The 20,935-nt window shown below is 55.9% G+C and carries 21 protein-coding genes and 1 pseudogene; 7 read left to right on the plus strand and 15 right to left on the minus strand.

Translation table 11 applies throughout. The annotated features are described in order from the left end of the window. Positions 1–10 precede the first annotated feature (10 nt). The 3 genes from SOP97_RS04815 to SOP97_RS04825 all read right to left on the minus strand — a co-directional run bounded on the left by SOP97_RS04815 (position 11) and on the right by SOP97_RS04825 (position 2,647). Positions 11–412, minus strand: coding sequence for a DNA polymerase III subunit chi (locus SOP97_RS04815; RefSeq protein WP_274088117.1), 402 nt, complete (start codon positions 410–412; stop codon positions 11–13). Positions 413–494: 82 nt separating this feature from the next. Next, positions 495–914 (minus strand): DNA polymerase III subunit chi, encoded by a 420-nt coding sequence (locus tag SOP97_RS04820; RefSeq protein WP_322948415.1) that lies wholly within the window; start codon positions 912–914, stop codon positions 495–497. Positions 915–1,156: 242 nt separating this feature from the next. Further along, positions 1,157–2,647, minus strand: coding sequence for a leucyl aminopeptidase (locus SOP97_RS04825; RefSeq protein WP_322948416.1), 1,491 nt, complete (start codon positions 2,645–2,647; stop codon positions 1,157–1,159). A 143-nt stretch (positions 2,648–2,790) separates the two neighbouring features. On the opposite strand from SOP97_RS04825, the gene lptF reads away from it, so the two are divergent. Continuing rightward, complete coding sequence (gene lptF, locus SOP97_RS04830) at positions 2,791–3,912, plus strand: LPS export ABC transporter permease LptF (RefSeq protein ID WP_322948417.1); 1,122 nt, start codon at positions 2,791–2,793, stop codon at positions 3,910–3,912. Then, complete coding sequence (lptG, locus tag SOP97_RS04835) at positions 3,905–4,966, plus strand: LPS export ABC transporter permease LptG (RefSeq protein ID WP_322948418.1); 1,062 nt, start codon at positions 3,905–3,907, stop codon at positions 4,964–4,966. The genes lptF and lptG overlap by 8 nt, the downstream gene beginning before the upstream one ends. Before the next feature lie 132 nt (positions 4,967–5,098). Here lptG and SOP97_RS04840 read toward each other — a convergent pair whose 3' ends face one another. Together SOP97_RS04840 and SOP97_RS04845 are read right to left on the minus strand one after the other, a co-directional pair. Then, positions 5,099–5,593: an RDD family protein gene (locus SOP97_RS04840; RefSeq protein ID WP_322948419.1), complete on the minus strand. Its 495-nt coding sequence runs from the start codon at positions 5,591–5,593 to the stop codon at positions 5,099–5,101. A 181-nt stretch (positions 5,594–5,774) separates the two neighbouring features. After that, entirely contained in the window at positions 5,775–5,987 is a 213-nt protein-coding gene (locus SOP97_RS04845) for a cold-shock protein (protein ID WP_274088111.1), read from the minus strand. A 611-nt stretch (positions 5,988–6,598) separates the two neighbouring features. On the opposite strand from SOP97_RS04845, the gene SOP97_RS04850 reads away from it, so the two are divergent. After that, positions 6,599–7,213, plus strand: a complete 615-nt coding sequence (locus tag SOP97_RS04850; protein WP_322948420.1) for a hypothetical protein — start codon at positions 6,599–6,601, stop codon at positions 7,211–7,213. 905 nt (positions 7,214–8,118) lie between these two features. Further along, positions 8,119–8,676 carry a hypothetical protein gene (locus SOP97_RS04855; protein ID WP_322948421.1) on the plus strand — a complete coding sequence of 186 codons (558 nt, stop codon included), beginning with the start codon at positions 8,119–8,121 and terminating at the stop codon, positions 8,674–8,676. 178 nt (positions 8,677–8,854) lie between these two features. Here the strand turns inward: SOP97_RS04855 and SOP97_RS04860 are convergent, their stop codons facing one another. The 9 genes and pseudogenes from SOP97_RS04860 to SOP97_RS04900 all read right to left on the minus strand — a co-directional run bounded on the left by SOP97_RS04860 (position 8,855) and on the right by SOP97_RS04900 (position 16,801). Next, entirely contained in the window at positions 8,855–9,169 is a 315-nt protein-coding gene (locus SOP97_RS04860; protein ID WP_015275434.1) for a hypothetical protein, read from the minus strand. Between the two features lie 694 nt (positions 9,170–9,863). Beyond that, positions 9,864–10,535 carry a TraX family protein gene (locus SOP97_RS04865; RefSeq protein ID WP_074917973.1) on the minus strand — a complete coding sequence of 224 codons (672 nt, stop codon included), beginning with the start codon at positions 10,533–10,535 and terminating at the stop codon, positions 9,864–9,866. Next, positions 10,532–10,696 (minus strand): annotated as a pseudogene (locus SOP97_RS04870) (DedA family protein); the annotation flags it as partial. The pseudogene SOP97_RS04870 and the gene SOP97_RS04865, both read right to left, overlap by 4 nt. Positions 10,697–10,802: 106 nt before the next feature. Beyond that, positions 10,803–12,938 (minus strand): LTA synthase family protein, encoded by a 2,136-nt coding sequence (locus SOP97_RS04875; protein ID WP_322948423.1) that lies wholly within the window; start codon positions 12,936–12,938, stop codon positions 10,803–10,805. Between the two features lie 34 nt (positions 12,939–12,972). Continuing rightward, entirely contained in the window at positions 12,973–13,359 is a 387-nt protein-coding gene (locus SOP97_RS04880) for a diacylglycerol kinase (protein ID WP_031297681.1), read from the minus strand. Between the two features lie 5 nt (positions 13,360–13,364). Continuing rightward, a complete protein-coding gene (locus tag SOP97_RS04885) occupies positions 13,365–14,081 on the minus strand; it encodes a lipopolysaccharide kinase InaA family protein (protein ID WP_322948424.1) in 717 nt (238 codons plus the stop codon). Positions 14,082–14,084: 3 nt separating this feature from the next. Further along, positions 14,085–14,774, minus strand: a complete 690-nt coding sequence (locus SOP97_RS04890; RefSeq protein WP_090439047.1) for a class I SAM-dependent methyltransferase — start codon at positions 14,772–14,774, stop codon at positions 14,085–14,087. An 82-nt stretch (positions 14,775–14,856) separates the two neighbouring features. Next, positions 14,857–16,128: a sensor histidine kinase gene (locus tag SOP97_RS04895; RefSeq protein ID WP_322948425.1), complete on the minus strand. Its 1,272-nt coding sequence runs from the start codon at positions 16,126–16,128 to the stop codon at positions 14,857–14,859. Continuing rightward, positions 16,118–16,801, minus strand: a complete 684-nt coding sequence (locus SOP97_RS04900) for a response regulator transcription factor (RefSeq protein ID WP_064494813.1) — start codon at positions 16,799–16,801, stop codon at positions 16,118–16,120. The genes SOP97_RS04895 and SOP97_RS04900 overlap by 11 nt, the downstream gene beginning before the upstream one ends. A 105-nt stretch (positions 16,802–16,906) precedes the next feature. On the opposite strand from SOP97_RS04900, the gene SOP97_RS04905 reads away from it, so the two are divergent. From SOP97_RS04905 to SOP97_RS04915, 3 genes are read left to right on the plus strand one after another with little or no spacing between them, the layout of a single operon-like run. Further along, positions 16,907–18,865, plus strand: coding sequence for an LTA synthase family protein (locus SOP97_RS04905; protein ID WP_074917966.1), 1,959 nt, complete (start codon positions 16,907–16,909; stop codon positions 18,863–18,865). 55 nt (positions 18,866–18,920) lie between these two features. Beyond that, entirely contained in the window at positions 18,921–19,670 is a 750-nt protein-coding gene (locus SOP97_RS04910; RefSeq protein ID WP_074917963.1) for a phosphatase PAP2 family protein, read from the plus strand. Further along, entirely contained in the window at positions 19,670–20,350 is a 681-nt protein-coding gene (locus tag SOP97_RS04915) for a dual specificity protein phosphatase family protein (protein ID WP_074917961.1), read from the plus strand. Before SOP97_RS04910 ends, SOP97_RS04915 begins: the two co-directional genes overlap by 1 nt. A 157-nt stretch (positions 20,351–20,507) precedes the next feature. Here SOP97_RS04915 and tnpC read toward each other — a convergent pair whose 3' ends face one another. After that, on the minus strand, positions 20,508–20,870 hold the full coding sequence (gene tnpC / locus SOP97_RS04920) for a Tn3 family transposase post-transcriptional regulator TnpC (protein ID WP_034138743.1): 363 nt from the start codon (positions 20,868–20,870) through the stop codon (positions 20,508–20,510). Positions 20,871–20,935: the final 65 nt, after the last annotated feature.

Consider the following 20,935-nt stretch of genomic DNA (forward strand, 5'->3'; position numbering starts at 1 on the left):
GCGCCTGTGCTTATGGGCGGCGTGGCGGCAGTAGGCGCGTCAGACGGGCTTCCAGGCGGCGTTTCAGCTCGGCCTCGATCTGCGGCACAAAGTCGTCGATCACGTCTTGCAGAATCAGCTGGGCGGCGGCGCGCAGTTCACTGTCCAGGCGATTCAACTCGCTGTCGCGGCTGATGCTCTGGTTGACGGTCTCGCGCAGGGTCTGTGGTGCTGGTGGCGCGCTCGGCTTAGGGGTTGGGTTGGCTATGTCGGGCGCTGGCGTGACGATTTCGGAGAGCAGGGGGATGCTGTCCGGGTCGATCGAGTCCATCAGCAAGGGTGGTTCGAGGTTTTCATCGCCCAGCAGTTGGCGGATCGACTCCAGGTCGTTCAGCAGGTGTGCGGGTTTGTTCGGTGTGTTTGGGTTGTCCATGGTGTGCAACTAAGCAGGCGGTTGAGAAGCGTAGGCGAGGCGGGCAAGGCAAAGGCGGCGCCGGTAGTTTTGCAGCGGCCGGTTAGAGTTCGACTCGCTTGGGATCATACCCGCGCTGCCGGTAACTGCGGAAATTCTCCCGGCAGGCGGTCAGCAGGTCGGGTTCCTGGTTGACGATCTCAATCACCCGGCTGAAGTGGTCAACCTGCGGTGACAAGTCGTTCCCCAGATTGATCAGCACGCCTTGGGCGCTTGCAGGCTGCTCATTCAGGCCAATCACCACCGGCGCTTGCGCATCGTCCTGATGCAGGCTGTGCGGCACAAAGCTTTCTGCCTTGAAGCGCCACAGCAGTTCGTCCAGCTCGCTGCACTGCGCCGCATCTCTACCGCGTAAGAATACCGGCAGACCAGCCCGCCAGGCTTTCATGGCCAGCTGGCAGGCCGCGCGCAAGCGGTCACCCGGCAGCGCGGTGGAGAGTACATAGAATTCAATTCGGGGCATGGCGGTACGCTTGGGCGTTGGTTGCAGGAGCGGCTTGCTGATAGGCGCGCAGCTTACCAGTCAATCGCTGTCAAGACCGCTCCTGCAATGCGCTTGGAACATGGAACCTGTTTCGGATCTCGCGAGCTAGAGCGAGACAAGGCAAAAATGGCCGAGGAAGCGGAGTTTACGAGTTGTAAATGAGCATTCCGAGGCCATTTTTACGCTGTATCGCCGACGCGCAGCAGATCCGATGCAGGTTCTTAGGCGTTGCTGCGATCCAGCAGGTATTGGGTCAGCATCGGCACTGGACGGCCTGTTGCGCCTTTGTCCTTGCCACCGCTGATCCAGGCCGTGCCGGCGATATCCAAATGCGCCCAGTGGTACTTCTTGGCAAAGCGCGAGAGGAAGCAGCCGGCGGTGATGGTGCCGGCTTTCGGCCCGCCGATATTGGCGATGTCGGCGAACGGGCTGTCCAGTTGCTCTTGGTACTCGTCATACAGCGGCAGCTGCCAGGCGCGGTCGTCGGCGGCCAGGCCGGCGCCGAGAATCTGCTGTACCAGTTCTTCGTTATTGCCCATCAAGCCGGAGACATTGCTGCCCAGCGCGACGATGCAGGCACCGGTGAGGGTGGCGATGTCGATCACCGCCTGCGGCTTGAAGCGTTCGGCATAGGTCAGTGTGTCACACAGCACCAGACGGCCTTCGGCGTCGGTGTTGAGGATTTCCACGGTTTGCCCGCTCATGGTGGTGACGATATCGCCTGGGCGCGTCGCGCCGCCGCTCGGCATGTTTTCGGCGCAGGCCAGCAGGCACACCAGGTTGATCGGCAATTGCAGCTCAAGAACGGCTTTAAGGGTGCCGAACACGCTGGCGGCGCCGCACATGTCGTACTTCATCTCATCCATGCCGGCCGATGGCTTGATGCTGATGCCGCCGGTGTCGAAGGTGATGCCTTTGCCGACCAGGGCGAAAGGTTTCTCGGTTTTCTTGCCGCCTTGGTAGTTGAGCACGATCATCCGTGGCGGCTGATCGCTGCCCTGGGCCACGGCGAGGAAGGCGCCCATGCCGAGTTCCTTGAGCTTCTTCTCGTCAAGGATGTCGACCTTGAGGTTTTTGTAGGCTTTGCCCAGTGCCTTGGCTTCTTCCGCCAGGTAGCTTGGGTGGCAGAGGTTGGGCGGCAGGTTGCCGAGGTCCTTGGTAAAGGCCATGCCGCTCGCAATTGCCTGAGCATGACTGCTGGCGCGCTCAGCGTCGGCCAGGTTGGTTTTTTCCGTGAGCAGGGTGAGTTTCTTCAGTGCGCCGGCTTCGGCCTTTTGGCTCTTGAAGCGATCAAAGCAGTAGCCCGCATCGGCCAGGCTTTCCACCATCAGGCGGGTTTTGCCGTAGCTGTCGCGGTTTTTGACTTGAAGTTCGTCGAGCGCCAGTACCGCGTCGCTGCCACCGAGGCTTTTCAGGCTGCTGTATACGCCAGTGATCACTTTGCGCAGTTGGCGGTCAGACAGTTCGCTGTCCTTGCCCGTGCCGACCAGTAATACGCGCTCGGCTTTGAGACCTGACAGGTTATGCACCAGCAGAGTCTGGCCAACCTTGCCGGCCAGGTCGCCACGTTTGAGCAGCGCGCTAATGGCGCCAGCGCAGGCACTGTCAATGGCCTTGGCGATTTCGCCAAGTGTGCGGCCTTCGCCGACAGGGATAACCAGGGTGGCGGTTTTTAGTGTTTCTGGGCGTGCGCTTTTAACAATAAATTCCATTACGTGGTGTCCCCAAGACAACGAGTCGCTATTGCAGGATAATGCCGGCTGAAATTTCGAGGTTCGCCCGTTGAGCGAGCCGGCAAGCAGTCTGGCTAGTTTGAGCTTAGCCAGCTGAGCCTGACAACCCTGGAGTGTCTGGTTTGATCGTCTTCCGTTATCTGTCCCGTGAAGTGTTGCAGACCTTAGGTGCCGTAAGTGCGGTGCTGTTGGTCATTATTATGAGTGGTCGCTTTATTCGTTATTTGGCCCAGGCAGCGCAAGGGGCGCTCGACCCCAGCGTGCTGCTGCTGATCATGGCTTACCGAATTCCCGGCTTCTTACAGCTGATTCTGCCGTTGGGGCTGTTTCTCGGCATTCTCCTGGCCTATGGGCGGATGTACCTGGACAGTGAAATGACCGTGCTCTCGGCCACCGGCATGAGCCAGCAGCGCTTGTTTGCCTACAGCCTGGCGCCGGCAGTTCTGGTGGCGTTGCTGGCCGGCTGGCTCAGCTTGGGCCTGGCCCCGCAAGGTGTTGAACAGGTGGCGCGGATTCTTAATCAGCAAAGCGCCCTGACTGAGTTGGATACCCTAGAACCAGGGCGTTTTCAGTCGATGCGCAATGGCTCGCGAGTGACTTACACCGAAGAGTTGTCCGAGGATCGTGGCGCGTTGGCTGGGGTGTTTATCTCCGAGACTCAGCTGTCGCGCGCGGGCGACAAGGAGCGCGGTATTTCTGTGCTGGTGGCAGAGTCCGGGCGTCAAGAGATTCAGCCAGATGGTAGCCGTTACCTGATTCTGGAAAATGGCTACCGCTACGACGGCAATCCGGGGCAGGCCGATTACCGCGCCATCAAATACGACACCTATGGCGTGCTGCTGCCCAAGCCGGAAGTGTCCACTGAGGTTACGGAGCGCGAAGCCATCCCCACGCGCGAGCTGATTGGTAGCGACAATCCACGTATGCAGTCCGAGTTGCAGTGGCGCTTGTCGATTCCCGTGCTGGTGTTTGTCGTCACCTTGCTGGCGGTGCCGTTGTCGCGGGTCAATCCACGGCAAGGGCGATTCCTCAAGCTGTTACCGGCGATCCTGCTTTACATGGCTTACCTGGCGCTGCTGATCGGTGCCCGTGGTGCGCTGGATAAGGCGACAGTCCCAACCGCTCTGGGTTTGTGGTGGGTGCACGGGCTGTTCGCGATGATCGGCCTGCTGTTGCTGTATTGGGAGCCGCTGCGTTTGCGCTGGGCGGCCCGTCGTGTGGCGCAGGAGGTGGCCCGTGGTTAAGTTAGATCGTTATATCGGCACCCAGGTATTTCTTGCCATCATTGCGGTGCTGGGCATCATTGTTGGCTTGGCCCTGCTGTTCGCTTTTATTGATGAGCTGGGCGATGTCGAAGATAGCTATACCCTGTTGGATGCGCTGGGCTATGTGCTGCTGACGGCGCCGCGGCGTATGTATGAAATGCTGCCAATGGCCGCGCTGATCGGCTGTTTGATCGGCCTGGGTTCGTTGGCCAGTAACAGTGAGCTCACTATCATGCGCGCCGCTGGGGTGTCGATTGGGCGGATTGTCTGGGCGGTGATGAAGCCCATGTTGGTGCTGATGCTGGTCGGCTTGCTGATCGGTGAGTACCTGGCGCCCTATAGCGAGAATCAGGCGCAAGCCAGTCGCGCCATGGCCCAGGGCGGCGGTGAAGCGCAGAGCTCCAAGCACGGTATGTGGCATCGCCAGGGGCAAGAGTATGTGCATATCAATGCCGTGCAGCCGGACGGTGTGTTGTTCGGTGTGACCCGCTATCGCTTTGATGAGCAAAAGCGCATGCAGTCCGCAAGCTTTGCCCGTCGTGCGCAGTACCAAGGTGATCACTGGCAGCTGGAAGACGTGTCGACCACGCATTTCCGTGAGCGCAGCAGTGAAGTTATCCAGCAGGCGAACGAGCGTTGGGATGTCGAGTTGACCCCGCAGTTGCTCGGTACTGTGGTGCTGGCGCCTGACGCGCTGTCGATGACCGGGCTGTGGAGTTATATCCACTACCTGGCGGAGCAGGGATTGAATAATAGCCAGTACTGGCTGTCGTTCTGGACCAAGGTGCTGCAGCCATTGGTAACGGCCGCGCTGGTGCTGATGGCGATTTCCTTTATCTTCGGCCCGTTGCGTTCAGTGACCCTCGGTCAGCGCGTGTTTACTGGTGTGCTGGTGGGTTTTGTGTTCAAGATCAGCCAGGACCTGCTTGGGCCATCGAGCCTGGTGTTTGGTTTCTCGCCGCTGCTGGCGGTGTTGATCCCTGCAGGCATCTGCGCCCTCGCGGGGATGTTTCTACTGCGCCGCGCCGGTTAATCAGGCGCAAAAAAAGCCGGCGTCCCGTTGTGGGGCGCCGGCTTTTTTATGCCTGCCATCCATGGCGGCTACCCTTCGGGCCTTCGCTGCGCGACGTTAAAAATGGCTCCTCACCATTTTTATGCCTGCGGTTTACTTCTTGTGAATATTCTTCGGCAGCTGGATGACTTGGCTGTCTGAGTAAATGTCGTGCCAGCTGCGTTTCTCCTTGTCCTTCAGGATCCAGAGAAAGCCCAGGCCGAACAGCAGCCAAGAGCCAATGGCAACCAGGAAGCGCAGCAGTGCCTGCCACAGGCTGATGGCAGAGCCGTCACTGTTCTGAATGCGCAGGCCCCAGACCTGCATGCCCAGCGTTTGACCGCTGTGGGTCCAGAACTTGGCGAAGAAGCCAAACAAACTGAAAAACAGTAGGGTCGAGAGCAAGGGGTCGCCATCCAGTGCACCGGCATCGGACATCTGCTTGAGCTGCGCCTCGCCATAGAAACCCATCAGGATCAGCTTGTAGATAAAGGTCACCACGATCAGCAGTGCGATGCACAGCAGGAAGTCATAAAACATGGCGGCAAGGCGGCGGATCAGTCCGGCGCTGGGGAATTCACCCTGCGGGCGCAGCAGGTGGTTTGGCATGATGGGCTCTTTACTCGGTCGGCTGGCTGAATGGCGGCAACAATACGGCATTCAGGGCTGGAAAAAATGGCCGCGAGGCATTTTGGCGTCGTTCGGTGGCGGCCTGTAGTGTGCTTGCGGTGGATGATGGGCCATAAAAACCCCCTGATGGCGTCATCAGGGGTTCTTTGAGTCGGCAGGTTTATTCCTGAACTTGGACTTCGTCAGCCTGCATGCCTTTCTGCCCTTGCACCGCGATAAAGCTGACTTTTTGGCCTTCTTTCAGGCTCTTGAAGCCGTTGCTCTGGATCGCGCGGAAGTGCACGAACAAGTCCGGACCATTTTCTTGGGCGATAAAGCCAAAACCTTTCTCGTCGTTAAACCACTTGACGGTACCGTGCTGACGATTCGACATGGTGTATTTCCTTGAACCTAGAGTTGATGACAGCCACTACTCGACATGAGGGGCTGATACTGGTTGCAAGGCAATGTGCGGCGCTGGGCTGGATGTAGCGGATCTCGGTGATCGGCTGCACCAGGTCACGATGATCCGCGACCCATGCAAACACAGTGGCGCAAACTTTACGCCAGCGGCCAGGCACATGCCAAGCCCGCCAGCTCATGTGAATACAGGCCCCAAGCCGCGTCTGTGCGGGCTTCAGGGTAAGCGTGTTAGAGGGTGCTTATAAGGCTCTTTCGCCTCGCGGTTCTGATGTCTTGTCACTTTATCGCGGGCAATAAAAAAGGCCTTGATAATCAAGGCCTTCTTCGAGATTTATGGTGCCCGGGGGAGACTCGAATCTAGCGCTACAGGCCGCGTATTTGCTGGGTTTAAGGTCTGTGCTGTTTTAGATCTACTCACAAATCTACTCACTATTTGTTTTGTGCCCACCTAAAACATGAATTTTGGGGCGTAAGAAAAGGCACCACCGTCGTTCGGCCAGCCGGTGCCAGTCGTGTTGACCATAGCCTTGTTAATGCCGCAGCCTCTCAGTAGCGCACTCACTCGCTCAAGGATGACCAGTTATGTCGATGCCAGTCGTTACCTACGGATGTACCGCATGCGATCTTAGCCGCTGGGACGCCGGCACCTGGGGCTACAGGTATTACCTGCATGGAGAGACCAAGGTGCGCATGCGTGCCGCCATTGGCTGGTGCTACGCATGTGCTGACCTTGGTGTGATTGAAGTCCTACCTGATGCTGCTGGCGAGCTGGAGCGCCAACGAACGCTGGATGCCTACCGGGCCGAACTTAGCGAAGTGCTTGCCGCTGACCCTCCCCGAAAGCGCTGGTGGCAGTTCTCGGCTAACAAAAGCACCAGGCAGATGGTGTTGGAGGGCGAAGTCGAATCAGCAGCGGAGGCGCTCGCTGAGTATCGGCTGGCGCGCGAAGCGTTGTCCTCAAGGATCAGCCGGGGGCGCTGTCTGCGCTGCGGGTCTGATGACTGCCTACAGCTGCCACCGCATGAAGCCAAGTACTACGATCCAGAACCTGCGCCAGAACCTATCGGCCTCGAGCATCCAGGCTGCGGCGGACAGCTGACAATCTTCTGTGATGACCTGCGCCTCAATATGCGGCTGACAGAGAAGGGGTACGACCTTGAGGGCTTTCTGGTGGAAGAGGTTACGCCGGAGCGCTAAGCGCAATGTCGCGTAGAGCTGCGAGAAGCGGGCTATTTGCTGGCAACTATGGTGGAAACCTCTCGTTTGGAAACGTGTGATGCCCGCACGGTAATACCCGCTTGCCTCGCGTACGCGCGCGTACTGTTCCCGAAACTATGCGGGTGCCGCCATGCAATTAAGGCAGCCTGCCGCCTGAATGTAAGCTTTTGACAGCAACATCACGCATTGCCGGGCGCAGTAATCACGGCCAGAAGGTTAGCTTCTGTTAGCACGCCAGCCTCGCGACGCGCGCGAACTGCTCCCGGAACTAGGCGGGTGCTGCGATGCAATCAAGGCCGTCCTCCGCCATGTAAACTTTTGTCAACACGCCAGCCTCGCGCGCACGCGCGTATTGGTCGCGAAACTCGGTGCAGGTAATACGCTTTGACTGCTCTGGAGCAACGGTCTTCGGCCATATCAGTGACAGTAAAACGCTTACCTAAAAGTGAGGTTTTGTGAGGTTCTGCGGCTTGACTGGATGACAGGTTTTGACAGGTTCGAGGGCGGGCAGAACTGAGGTTTTATGAGGTAGCCGGCTGCGAAATTGCACCCCGCTTGACCACCCGGTTGCATTCGCCCTGACCACCGATTGCATCGGATTTGACCAGCAGCCTTTGTAACCATGATCGGCAGAGAGCGGCCAAGAGCGGACGGAAAGTGACAGACAGTCTAGGGAAGGTCTGAAAAAGCCCCCGCTCGAAAAATGCGCCCCAGCAACCATGCGGGTTACAGAGCGGTGATTTCGCGAAACACGGGCTTTTCAGGGTTTCCCTAGCTGAAGCGGTAGTATCTCCACTAACTGGGTACACATAAACTCTGGCATTCTCACTGCATATACCGCCTCACCGGCGGAACAATGATCTTCCGATAACGTCGTAGTTCTGATGTCGGAGGAGACTATTGAAAACGACGGATGCCAGTTCTTTGAGCTGCCTTTGCCGGACGACTACCTGCGTTCCGCTCGTGGGACACGTGAGCTCTCGATAACATTGGCTTACTCGCCAGTAGTCCGAACTACCAGAATTGATTACTTGGCCACTCAGATCAACTATCGCTTGGCTGTAGGCACTTCGCTAGACGAAGTTCAGAAGCACTTTAGCAAGGAACTCAAGGCTGAGACGGAGGTGCTCAAGGAGGCCAAGTCCAGCAATCGCGACATCTCGGCCCAGCTGAGAAACCGCGGTACGGTCCAGTCTTCACGCTGGACGCTTCGGCAGTGTAAACCGGGTGAAAAGTGGTTTTTGGTCGTGGTCAGGCAAGACCGTGACTGGAACCCCTCTGCAGCAGAGAAGGAGCCCTATTCTCTGGTGGTCACTGTAGCTGATCGGGACAATGAGCATGCTCAGCTCTACACCCAGATTCAGGAGCGGATAGCGCAGCAGGCTGTGGCAAGGGAACAGCAAAGGGCTCAACAGGCTGCTCGGCTACAGAGTCGCGGGTAGTCAATATTCGCCTGCTATTGCAAGTACCCTACGGACTCAGCCATTTAAGCAGGCAATGCATCCTCGACGTGTTTGGTTTAGTGCTCTCCGCGCAGGGGATCACGTCGCCTCAGCTGACGTTGATCTCACAATTAAAGATGAGATGCAGGCTAGACTTGGGTGCTGCCACAGCCGGGAGTTAGGTGGCCGAGCTACCACCCTCATTAAAAAAATCATCGTGAGCAACGCGCCCAAAGTCGCTGAGATCTTGGTCTTCATCACTGAACATGAAGTTCACCATCCGCTCACGTCTGAGACCTAAAAGCGTTCTGAAAAAACAGGACTCGCACAGATGGACCTCATAGCGCTCGCCATCATGAGCCGAGCCATAGCCCCAACTGGCGCGAAGAGTGCCAAATTGCAATCCTTGCCCTTCAACGCGCGTGCTATCGCCGCAGATGTCGCACAGGACATCACTGACCGATTTGCTCTGTTCCATAGCTGTGATCTTCATCGAAGCCTCCAATCAGGGTACATGCACGCCTTCGTTCATCTGGTACACGATATGCCCTCAGGAGCTTTGCTCGATGGGATTACGTGCGCCTCAAATAGGGGGTCATGCCGAGATAAGGCAAAAATTAGGACATTCGTTCTGTAACTTGCTGTATCTAAAGGAGTAAATTTGAGAGGCGCTGCTCAAGTAAAGGCCGCTTCAGCCATCCAGAAAAAAGGATGATTCACCCGCTTGGTTGCACTCGCGGAAGAACGTTAAAAACGATGCGCAACTTGCCTGTGGCGGCTAGATATTGATCAATTATCTATGCCGAGATAATTGCAGATAATTCCCCCAGTCTGTGGCCAGCGCGAGTCCATAAAATTGGAGAAAATGCCGAGTTAGAGGGCCTGCGAACAGCTTTGGCCGAGGCTTTACGCTTCGACGCGTACACAAAGCTGCGGGCTACTTAGCACTGAGGCCTCTCCCAAAAGCGACAAAGGCGGCCTCAACGAGACCGCCTCAAACCAAGTTTCATCACCGGTATCTATACCCGGGAGAGGAAGCTCTTGGGCAGACGTCAAGGATAGCACCGGTAAAAGCGCCACGGCTAATGCAGCCTCGCCCTGCTGAGCCCCTTCAGCTAGGGTGCTATTTGGTTTGTCTCGAAGCAGCGGTGTGAATGGCTCAAGACCATCATGCGAACACTCGCGGCCTAGATGGCATTATCAAAAGGCCAATTATTCTGGAGGCGGGGCCAGACTGTGCAGGACATGGGTTGACGCAACAGGGCCACCCCCAGCAGTACGGCTGCTCCAGCCATGGCGAACATAGCCAGGGTCTCCGGCACTATTCCCCACTCCACAAACCAGCGGTTGCGGCTATTGGCCAACACCGCCAGGGCTGCAGGCAATAACCACCAGCGTACGCCCTTTAGCCCGAGAACACAGGCGGCAGGCAACGTCACGCCGATCACCCCATACATCAGCTGTCGATGCAGCAACAGGGCGACGACCAGCGCAGTGGCAGCCAGGAACAGACTGTTGCGATCGGCATGATGAATGCCCCAGGCCAGCAGCAGGCCGAGCGACAAGGTCGGCATCACGTTGAGCGTCGCGCTCTCCGGCGAGAGCAGACGGTAAGGCAACTCGGAGAGCAGGGAGAAGGCCAGCAGCCAGCCGAGATAGCGTGCATTACCCTCGCTGAACAACTCGCCAGATCGGGTTCTGGCCACGTTGGCGGCAATACCCAGGCAGAACAGCGGAAACGCCAGGCGCCCGATGACGAACAGGCCATAGGCGTCTGGCCACAGATACCGCAAGTGGTCGATTAGCATGCTGAGCATGGCCAGCCACTTGACCAAATCGAGCCCGGCGTCGCGCGTCATCCCAGCAGCCCAAGCGTTAACGCGGCCAGTGCCAGATAACGCCCTGCCTTGGCCACCAGAACGATCATCAGAAAGCTCCAGAATGGCTCGCGCAGCGTGCCGGCGATGACAGTCAAAGGATCGCCGATGATTGGCGCCCAGCTCAGCAGCAGCGACCAGCGTGTTGCGGTTCAGAAAGCGCTGGTAGTCTGCACTGGTGAATTCACTCCGCCATCCGAAAGTGTCCGCGTTAACGGGATAGAACCCGACTGCTTACAATTCAGAGATTCAATTTTCCTGCGCATTCTTTTTTACCACTGACAGAGTGCTTATAGGTGTCTCAGGTTTATTCGAAATACTATCCTCAACGCCTGTCGTATTACTGAGTAGGCTATTGGTTGCGGTCTGCAGGTAGGCCTGTAGTTGCTTACCCAAACGGTCATCCAGCTCTGTAGCAGGCGTCAGCGCACCTTGCGGATGCGGGCCCAAAGTGTATTGATAGCTGCGTGGAGGCATGTCCCTAGGCAATACCAGCATACGTTCGCCACTGATCATGGCTACTGTCTGGTCACTGCCCGAGGGTTTCACAATGGCAAAGCCACTGTCGCCATCTGGCAAGCTCAACAAGTCGCGCCCCCAGCACTGGTGGCGCACAGGCTCTCCAAGCCGGCCCATGATGGTTGGGACGATATCAACCTGACTGCCGACGACATCCTGGGTCTTACCAAAGGCGTCTTGGACGCCCGGCGCGATCAACAGCATGGGTACATGGAATCGGTACAAATCCATCTCGGTTAACTGCTCTTGCGCACCAAAGCCATGGTCACCCACGACCACGAATAGGGTGTCTTTGAAATAAGGCGCTTTACGAGCCTTTTCAAAAAATCGTCCCAGAGCCCAGTCAGAATAACGCATAGCTGTCAGGTGCTGATCAAGCGAACCTTGCCCTGTCACGGGCTCAACAGGCAACACACCTGGAAGCGCGTAAGGCGTATGGTTTGAAAGCGTTTGCAGGAGTGCATAGAAGGGTTTCTTCGGGTCTTGCTTGAACAGTTCTTCTGCAGCGCGATCAAACATATCCTGGTCAGCCACTCCCCATGTCGGGTCAGATACCACGGGGTCAACAAAGTCATTACGACCGATAAACCGTGTCATGCCCTGGTTGCTGAAAAAGCCACGTTGGTTATCCCAGGCAAAATCGCCGTTGTAGACATACAGATCGTCGAAGTCGCGAGTGCTAAGCAACTGAGCCAGACCGGAGAATTGGTGGCCTCCTTCCGGAGTCTGCATCAAGTACTCGAAACCGGGTAAATTTGGGAAACAGGCCATGCTGGCAAACATGCCTTGATGGGTATGGGTGCCATTAGCGAAGAAGCGGCGAAACAGCACACCCTCCTGAGCCAGTCGGTCGAAGTTCGGTGTGATGCCAGCTTCGCTGCCGAGCGCGCCAACAAAGTGCCCAGCAAAACTCTCCATCAGAATCACTACGACATTGCGGATCGGCAGGCGCCTGTCTTGTGGGGGCTGGAAATCGCGGCGGATCGCTGCTGTGTTCTGGTCTGCTAGGCGGTCGTGTTCGGTGAATAAGAGATCGCGTGTCAGGGTCGTCGCTTGATCTGCGGGCATGCGGCTCTTCCAAACCTTGTCGGCGCGATCACCTGAGTAGTGGTTCTTGGCCGCGGCATAAAGGCTCAAGGTGCCATTGAGGCCTAGGTGGTTGGCAAACATTGAGTCTGTGGTAAATGCATCCCCCCAGCGTAGTGGCGGCCCTTGCCGCAAAGTACCTCGCGCCACAACGACCGATATAGCCAGACAAAGCAGCAGCGCCATACCATGACCGAGCTTATTCATTGTTCGGCGCGACTCGACGGTTGAGCGGCCCTTGCCACGAGTGCGTATATCCAGCCAACCCAGCAGTACGAAAAAGAGAGCGCTCAACGCCAGCCAGGCACCCAGTAGGCGCAGCACTGGAAAGCCATACCAGAGCATGCTCAGCACAGTTGCCGGGTCTTCTTGCAAATATTGAAAGACCAATGCGTTGAGACGCTGATGAAACTCTCGATAGAAGTTCAGTTCAATCATGCCGAGCAGGATAGCTACCGCTGCGCAAGTCCCCAGCCAAATGCGTTGCCATGTCCGGCAGACCATTGCCGGGCGATATGCCAATGCCAGGGTCAGTGGTGCGCAGATATAGACCACTAAGCGCAAGTCGAAACGCAGGCCATTAAAAAACGCTTCTGCCAGGCTGGTCCACGCGGTAGCTCCAATCAGCTCTCGGTTGAAAAGTAATAGGGCCACGCGTAACAGGGTCAGCAAAGCTACTAACAGCGCTGCACTGCCAAAAAGGAAGGCCAGGTGTTCGCTAAGGCCAAGTTTTTCTTTCGCATTGGAGGCATCAGCGGACGCTGGTATGCGGGGAGGCATAATGGGTAGCCTTTTATAATTTAAGAATGGGGAGCTATAACAGGATCAAACCCCAAGTAAGGGCAATCAGTATCAGTGCAATGAGTTGCGCCGCACTTCCCATATCCTTGGCTTGTTTAGACAGTGGGTGGATGCTCAGGGAAATACGGTCAACAGTGCTCTCTATGGCTGAGTTGAGTAGCTCCACTATCAACGCCAGCATCGGCACGAGTATCAGTAACACGCGCTCACTGGGCGTTGCATCCACCAGACAAGCCAGCGGCAGAAGCACTGCATTTAATAACAGCAGCTGCCTGAAAGCGGCTTCGCCTTGAAACGCTGCCCGCAAGCCTGCCAGCGAGTATCTAGTGGCATAAATAATGCGGGTAAAGCCACTGCGGCCTTTCAACGAGAGGGCATCCAATTCGTCGCTCTGTGGCATGTTGCTCATGGCTGCAACACTCCAGCAGGGTCGTTCAGCGCTTGCTGATAGGCCTGGTGGATAAACAACAGATCAGTTTCAGGCATGTTTCCACGGTGCCGCCCTAACTGGCCTAGGTCACGGCGAGCAGCGTCTTTGATTCGTAGACGTCGGCGGCTTTTTTCAAGATCGAGCAAGGCTATTTCGACCGTCACCGTGCCGCCTTCGTTTACCTGGGATTTGACGAAGATATGCTTGGGATAACAGCAACCATGCTGCCAGCCCGCCAGATGCAAGCGTGCTAGGGTTGCGGCGAGTTGTATCAGTACAGCCTTAGCAAGCGCGGCACTATTCTCAACGGCGTACCACTGCTCTAGGCTGACAAAGCCTTGCAGGGCTTCGGTAACCAGCAGCGCCTGCCAGGTACCATGCTGCTGCCGTGCAGTGCAATAGACGACGTTAGGTGTCTTGATGCCCAGGCGGGCAAAAGCGCGATAGGCCTGCAGTTCTCGCAAGATGGTCGGGCGGCCAAACGGATGCAACAAAGTTCGGTAGGTATGTCCAACCTGGCGCTTGCAGTACAAGGGTGGCCGCATTAAATCGCGCTGTTGCAACAACTGAACGCCGCTTTCGCCACCACGTCGCTTGTTGGCCGGTTCAACCCAGATACCGGATCTATTCCACCAGCGATCAAACTCTGTCGTGATGAGCTGCGGCGATACCTTTTCGGTCATTACACCCATGGCTCAGACCTCCTTGCGCAGCACATAGGTGCGCCACATGGCGTAGCCTGGCAGGAAATCCAGGTGATCGACGACACGGAAACCGGCTTGTTTAAATTCATCCTCAATAACTGACTTGGCTACGACAAAACGGTTTTGGTTTTGTGACGCCCGGCCTTCATCTGCGCGCCGCTGTTCCAGGCGACGACGCTTCCATGCCTTGTAGTTGCCATCAACCCAGAGCGAAAGGATTACGCTATCGCGGCTAACGCGATGGAATTCACGCAGAATGGCCAGGCGGTGCTCAGATGATTCGATGTGATGCAGCAGACGTATGCAGAAGATGCAGTCCACCGCATTGACACCCAGGTCAATATCAAACGCCGAAGTCTGGAAGGTATTGACCCGCGAGACTACCTCTGGCGGTTGTGCGGCGCATGCTGTAGCGAGCATATTGGCTGAGTTATCGGCGGCGAGGATCACCCGATTGGGTTGCTCGCAAAGCATGGACCAGAAACGCCCAGCACCACAGGGCAAATCCAGCACCAAATTGGGATCATCTGCTAGCTTTAGTGCCCTGCGCGCCACCTGAATATCGCGCCAGTGCGACAGCTGCCGAGCCAAGCCATCCTGATGTTTGATCAGGTACTGTTGAGCATGCTCTTGGTCATATTTACGGGAAAATTCGAGTTCGATGGGATTTGGTTTCGACATGGCGAGGCGTCCACAAGAAGGTACGCTCGCCACACTAGGGGGTTGGGCATCAAGGCCCTGTCAAAAGGATGTGAAAAAATCGTCAAACAACGCTTTTCAAGGTTACGTTGAAGCATGCTCCCCCACCGGGTAGGTTATGAACCGAGATCGTCCAACCCTGCTTGCTACAGATGCGTTTTACTAATGAAAGACCCAGCCCCAAACCATCCCCTCGCGCCTGTGTACCACGTACAAAGGGCTGGAAAATCTGCTCGTGCTGCTCGAAAGGAATGCCGCTGCCACTATCCTCTACGCGAAACTCTCCAGATCCTATTACTAGGCGTACAAACCCCCTCTCGGTGTAATGCAGTGCGTTTCGCAGTAGGTTGGCCATCACCGCGTTGAGAAAAGTAGGATTGTAGCGACCATCATCCGTACCCTCTTCAATGCACTGGAAATCCAGTTTTTTTTCTCTGAGCATTGGGCCCCAACGCTCGGCTTGCTCGGTGGCCACCTTGGCTAAACTGCTACTCGCGACAAAGGCTGTCTCATTAGCTTTATCTCTGGCTAGTTGCAGGAAGGTCTGGACCAGCTCGCGCATCTCCTCGCAAGCCCGGTCTATACGTTCAATCTGCACACGCTCGCGCTGCTCAAGCTTCACCTCTGCAAGCAACTCACAGGAAGTGGCAATGATCATGAGTGGGGTGCGCAATTCATGGCTGACATCACTGGTGAATAGCCGTTCACGCGCCAGTGACTGACGCACTTGGCCCAACGTGCTGTCAAAGGCAGCTGCCAGTTGACCAATTTCGTCATCAGGGTAATCGGGAGCAAGTGGCGGAGCCAAAGAGTGCAATTGGTCGCGATGACGCACCTGCTGAGCCAAGCGACTGATGGGCGCCATCACCTTACGCGCCATGACTAGCCCGAGCCCCCATGCGGCTGCGATGGTCAGTAGAAAGCCTGCTAGTACAACATCGAATAGAACTTGCTCACGGGCCTCGAACTCGTGTTGTTCTTGCACCAATAGATAGGTCTGATTGTTGATTTCCTGGACATAGACATAGAACGCCTCCTTGCCATCGACGACCTCATTGAAGCCTTCTTCCAGATTTGCATACTGCTCGGGAATGGCATATTCGGAATGGCTAGAGGCGAAAAATCGGGTACTAGAGTCCAAACGTGGTGGCCGACCTCGATTGATATCCTGGTGCAGCACGGTATTCAGTTCCCGCTGTAACTCCTCGGAAACCAGATGTTCTTCGACAAAGTGCACCACCGCTACGATGCCTATGGAAAAGATGCCGCTTACCATTACGGTCATCAATACAAAGGCAAGCAGGATGCGCCGTGCAAAAGGTTGTTTAGATACCATCAGTTTTCTCCGCAAGGCGGTAACCAACACCATGCTGAGTATGCAGCAGCTCTGTATTGAAGGGTTTATCGAGAACCTGACGGAGTTGGTGGATATGGCTTCTCAAGCTATCGCTATCGGGGCAGTCATCTCCCCAGAGCGCTTCCTCCAGTACTTCGCGGCGTACCACGGCCGGGCTTTTCTGCATCAACACAGCTAATAACTTTAGACCAATGGGATTCAGCTTGAGCGGTCGGCCTGCTCGACTGACATGCAACGTATCTAAGTCATAGATCAGATCCGCTACTTTCAATTGGCGTTTTCGGCTGCCTTGGCTGCGGCGCAGGATCGCCTCGATACGCGCGACTAACTCGGATAGGGCAAAGGGTTTGATCAGATAGTCGTCAGCTCCGACGTTGAGGCCGTGCAGCCGGTCGTCAAGCGCATCACGGGCAGTCAGCATAAGGATTGGTACCTCGCTCTGGCCATCCTCACGCAGGCGTTTGCACACCTGATAACCGTCGATGCCCGGCAGCATGATGTCAAGCACGATCAAATCGTAATGCCCCGTGCTGGCTAGGTGTAAGCCGCTCAAGCCATCCTGCGCGCAGTCGACGCCGAAGCCCTTTAGCTGCAGGTAGTCCAGCACATTGGCCAGGATGTCGCGGTTGTCTTCGATGACCAGAATACGCATCGGCTGATTACTCTTTGATTTTGACGCTTTTTTCACGTCGCTTTGACAGGCTACTAACAGAGGCAAATGCAGACTGCGGCCCGTTCATCCAAAAAGGATCATACGATGCCCCAGCTTCATTATGCGCAAATTCGCTACTTATCCATCGTCGTGCTGGCGTGGCTAACGGTATTCACTCTGACTCGGAGCCTGTTGCTGGTTAGCCACCTGGCAGATGCGAATATCAGCATTTCGAACCTTATGGGCTTGTATGCCATAGGGATGATCTACGACTTGAGCTTCCTGCTTTACGCGACCTTGCCAATGGCGCTTTACCTGCTGCTTTGCCCGCGCGCGATTTGGCAGCAGCGCTGGCACAAAAAGTTTATGGCCAGCGCCATGGCCCTCAGTCTATTCGTCATGCTGTTCACTGCTGTTGCGGAATGGCTGTTTTGGGACGAATTCGGCGTACGCTTCAATTTCATCGCCGTCGACTACCTGGTGTACTCCGAGGAGGTGATCAACAACATTCTTGAGTCCTACCCGATTTACCCCTTACTGGCATTGCTCGCCATCTTGGCCATTGGTCTGACATTCATCCTTCGCCGCCCCCTAGCAGCTGCCTTGGATGCCCCACGCATGGCACCTAAGCAAGCTTTATATAGTCTGGGTGTTTTGCTCTTGCTGGCCGGGCTTAGTAGCGCTTTTGTTGGGCAGAACTCCCCCCGTGGAATAGGTGGTAATGCCTATCAGCGCGAGCTGGCGAGCAATGGGCCTTTCCAGTTCTTTGCTGCGTTTCGGAATAACGAACTGGACTACCAGCAGTTTTACTCGACCCTGCCGGAGTCCGAAGTCGCCGGGTTGTTGCGAAGCGAGGTGAGCGAGCCCAATGCCCGTTTCATAGGCAGTGATCCGCTAGACATTCGCCGTGAAATCGATAATCCAGGGCAACCAAAACGCCTGAACGTAGTACTGGTGACCATCGAGAGTTTGAGTGCCAAATACTTGGGCAGTTTCGGTGACAACCGCGGATTGACCCCGAATCTGGACGCGCTACGCAAGCAGAGTCTGGCATTCAGTAACTTTTACGCCACGGGTACCCGAACTGACCGTGGCCTAGAAGCCATCACCCTGTCTATTCCACCAACGCCGGGGCGTTCGATCGTCAAGCGTATTGGTCGTGAAGCTGGTTATGCAAGTCTAGGTCAGCAGTTCGCCGCCCAAGGGTATGACAGTGCATTTCTCTACGGCGGGCGTGGTTACTTCGACAACATGAATGCTTTTTTTGGCGGCAACGGCTATCGCATCGTTGACCAAAGCAGCGTGGCCGAGGCGGATATTGCTTTCAAAAACGCCTGGGGCATGTCGGATGAAGACCTCTATAAACAAGCCCTCAAAATTGCAGATGCCGACCATGCAGCCGGCAAACCTTTCTTCCTGCAATTGATGACCACCTCAAATCATCGACCCTATACCTACCCTGAAGGTCGCATCGACATACCTTCCGGTGACGGTCGCGAAGGAGCGGTGAAGTATACCGACTACGCCATTGGCCAACTCCTTGCCCAAGTGCGGGAAAAACCCTGGTTCAAGGACACGCTGTTCGTCTTCGTCGCCGATCACACTGCAGGCAGCGCCGGTAAGGAAGATCTGCCGGTGGCCAACTACCACATCCCGCTGTTTATTTACGCTCCGGAACATATCGAACCTAGAGAGTTCACCGATGTTGTCAGTCAGATCGACCTGGCTCCAACTTTACTGGGCATGCTCAATATCGACTATGTCTCAACGTTTTTCGGGCGCAACGTGCTGCGAGAGGATCGCACTGCTGGGCGCGCTCTGGTTGGTAACTACCAGCACCTAGGACTGTTCGATGGCAATAATCTGGCCATTCTCAGTCCAAGGCGTGGCATGCGCAAACATGAAGACGCATTGGGGTTGAGCCATGAGTCGATCATTGGCACCGATGACGGGCTGCTGCGTCGCGATATCGCCTACTACCAGGGTGCTAGCTATGCCTTTCAGAAGGGACTTATAGCTTGGCGGTCAGGGTTACTGCCAGATGAAAAGTTGGGCCTGCGTTAACCTACTCATGCATTACAGGCACCGCCTGGCGGTGCTTTGATTTGGAGCTACTGAAATGACGGCCGACCGCTCAGAAAGCGCTTCTCGGTACTTTGATTTCCGTCTTGCGATAGGTATTCCATTAGGGCTTATGGCCTTACTGTTGTTGCTTGACCCTAGTGGAGTTGATTTCGCTTTGGCAGAACTGTTTTACGAGCCGGGCCAGGGCTTTATCGGTCGTCACAGCTTCTGGCTGGAAGACATACTCCATGATCGGGCGAAGCAAGCTGTTATCTTCTTGGGCGTAATGGCCATTTTCGGTTTCGTACTAAGTCTGATGCCAACCGGGTTAAGTCCCCTTCGCCGTCAACTAGGTTACCTGGTACTGGCATTGGCTTTATCAACCAGTATTGTCACTCCGCTGAAAACACTGACTGGCGTGCACTGTCCATGGAGTTTGAGCGAGTTCGGGGGAGCAGAAACTTTTACACCTTTGCTTAGTGAGCGCGCGCCAACCGAAAAGCCAGGGCGCTGTTGGCCAGGGGGGCATGCCTCGGCAGGGTTCTCTCTGTTGGCTCTGTTTTTCGCGCTGCGCGACAGGCGTCCTCGCACCGCTCGCATTGCTTTAGTTGTTGCGTTGGGACTGGGAGCCGTGTTTTCGCTAGGACGTATGATGCAGGGCGCGCATTTCCTCTCGCATAACCTGTGGACCTTGTTGTTCGACTGGCTGATCGGAGTGCTGTGCTACCGGTGGATTCTCTATAAAGCGCCACAACCAATGCAACTGTCTCAGCTTGCGCCTGATTTAGCGGGAGGACAGAACTGATGCAAGGTCTTCTATGGTTTCTTCGCCTGTGCCTGGCAGCGCTGGTATTGGTCGCTGCATTGGTAGCACTGCCTGTTAGCATGGCCTGGAGTGCCACGCCTACAACTCAGAGCCTGGCTGGCGAGACTCGGCCACAGAGTTGGGCGGAGCCGCTAGATGAGCGGTTGAACCTGTATCGGATACAGCCAAATCTCTATCGAAGTGCCTTGCCTGATAATGAGGCTGAACCGATGCTCAAAGAACTGGGCGTCACGACAGTGATCAATTTCTATCAACGTAGCGACTCAGCTTGGCTGCATGATCCAAAAATGCGCCAGATTCACCTGCCATTCCATACTGACAGAGTTGATGATACGGATGTGATCGCAGCATTACGGAGCATTCGACAGTCACAAGAGCTCGGTTCTGTGCTGATTCACTGTAAGCATGGACAAAATAGAACTGGCCTGATTGCGGCTCTATATCGCATCGTTTATCAGGGCTGGAGCAAGGAGCAAGCTCTGGCTGAAATGCGCGGTGGCGGCTTTGGCGGTGAGCAGCGATTAGACGATGCCGAACGATACTTGCAACAAGTCGATATAGAGCAACTCAAGATTGCACTTGAGGGTGGAGCTTGTAGTACAAGTCCATTGGCCTTGTGTGCGATGAAGGCTTGGATAGTCGATATGCTTAAAGTGTAATGCCAGTAACGGCATACCGAACGGTAGCGTGACGATGCAGAGATCCCAAGCTATATTGCAGTTTCATCCGTGTGCCCCTCTTACTATGCCGCCTACGGGCGGCTTTTCTTTTTCAGGACTCAAACCTGCACCGAGTTTGGCTTGAACCCAACGCCAGCTATCGTTCATGGCCTGGAACAAGATCACCCAACGGTGCAATCGTCATCTGAGCAATGCGTATCCAAGAACTCAGCGTTTCGAGATCTAGCCGTACCGATTCGGCCGCTTCCCAAATGCTGACATTCTCAGTTGGGACTGTCGGTACGACGCCCTCGATTACCGTCAGCGCCATTGCATGCAACCGCAGTAGCTCGTCGCGCATGTCATTAATTCCACCCAACTCTGCCAGACATGCATCCAGTCGGCCAACCAACTGCAGAAGCCGGGTGGTGTCGAAGTTCGCTCGCAGCCTTTCCAGTGCTACAGAATCCACTTCGCCGTAAGGAGTAGTCTGAAAAGACGCCGGCGGAACCTCAATCATGTTGCCTCCCCAGCCCAGTTGTACAGGCCTATCCCCCACCGCGCGCGACTGAGCCCCTTCTTAAA

The organism is Pseudomonas spirodelae (assembly GCF_034653255.1).
Lineage (GTDB): Bacteria > Pseudomonadota > Gammaproteobacteria > Pseudomonadales > Pseudomonadaceae > Aquipseudomonas > Aquipseudomonas spirodelae.

What these genes read in the sequence shown, in the direction of transcription:
- SOP97_RS04845 (WP_274088111.1), bottom strand. Translation starts at nt 5,987, where the DNA reads ATGTCGAATCGTCAGCACGGTACCGTCAAGTGGTTTAACGACGAGAAA.
- SOP97_RS04820 (WP_322948415.1), bottom strand. Translation starts at nt 914, where the DNA reads ATGCCCCGAATTGAATTCTATGTACTCTCCACCGCGCTGCCGGGTGAC.
- SOP97_RS04855 (WP_322948421.1), top strand. Translation starts at nt 8,119, where the DNA reads ATGTCGGAGGAGACTATTGAAAACGACGGATGCCAGTTCTTTGAGCTG.
- tnpC (WP_034138743.1), bottom strand. Translation starts at nt 20,870, where the DNA reads ATGATTGAGGTTCCGCCGGCGTCTTTTCAGACTACTCCTTACGGCGAA.
- SOP97_RS04860 (WP_015275434.1), bottom strand. Translation starts at nt 9,169, where the DNA reads ATGAAGATCACAGCTATGGAACAGAGCAAATCGGTCAGTGATGTCCTG.
- SOP97_RS04890 (WP_090439047.1), bottom strand. Translation starts at nt 14,774, where the DNA reads ATGTCGAAACCAAATCCCATCGAACTCGAATTTTCCCGTAAATATGAC.
- SOP97_RS04880 (WP_031297681.1), bottom strand. Translation starts at nt 13,359, where the DNA reads ATGCCACAGAGCGACGAATTGGATGCCCTCTCGTTGAAAGGCCGCAGT.
- SOP97_RS04900 (WP_064494813.1), bottom strand. Translation starts at nt 16,801, where the DNA reads ATGCGTATTCTGGTCATCGAAGACAACCGCGACATCCTGGCCAATGTG.
- SOP97_RS04905 (WP_074917966.1), top strand. Translation starts at nt 16,907, where the DNA reads ATGCCCCAGCTTCATTATGCGCAAATTCGCTACTTATCCATCGTCGTG.
- SOP97_RS04885 (WP_322948424.1), bottom strand. Translation starts at nt 14,081, where the DNA reads ATGGGTGTAATGACCGAAAAGGTATCGCCGCAGCTCATCACGACAGAG.
- SOP97_RS04865 (WP_074917973.1), bottom strand. Translation starts at nt 10,535, where the DNA reads ATGACGCGCGACGCCGGGCTCGATTTGGTCAAGTGGCTGGCCATGCTC.
- SOP97_RS04840 (WP_322948419.1), bottom strand. Translation starts at nt 5,593, where the DNA reads ATGCCAAACCACCTGCTGCGCCCGCAGGGTGAATTCCCCAGCGCCGGA.
- SOP97_RS04895 (WP_322948425.1), bottom strand. Translation starts at nt 16,128, where the DNA reads ATGGTATCTAAACAACCTTTTGCACGGCGCATCCTGCTTGCCTTTGTA.
- SOP97_RS04875 (WP_322948423.1), bottom strand. Translation starts at nt 12,938, where the DNA reads ATGCCTCCCCGCATACCAGCGTCCGCTGATGCCTCCAATGCGAAAGAA.
- SOP97_RS04915 (WP_074917961.1), top strand. Translation starts at nt 19,670, where the DNA reads ATGCAAGGTCTTCTATGGTTTCTTCGCCTGTGCCTGGCAGCGCTGGTA.
- SOP97_RS04910 (WP_074917963.1), top strand. Translation starts at nt 18,921, where the DNA reads ATGACGGCCGACCGCTCAGAAAGCGCTTCTCGGTACTTTGATTTCCGT.
- SOP97_RS04850 (WP_322948420.1), top strand. Translation starts at nt 6,599, where the DNA reads ATGTCGATGCCAGTCGTTACCTACGGATGTACCGCATGCGATCTTAGC.
- SOP97_RS04815 (WP_274088117.1), bottom strand. Translation starts at nt 412, where the DNA reads ATGGACAACCCAAACACACCGAACAAACCCGCACACCTGCTGAACGAC.
- SOP97_RS04825 (WP_322948416.1), bottom strand. Translation starts at nt 2,647, where the DNA reads ATGGAATTTATTGTTAAAAGCGCACGCCCAGAAACACTAAAAACCGCC.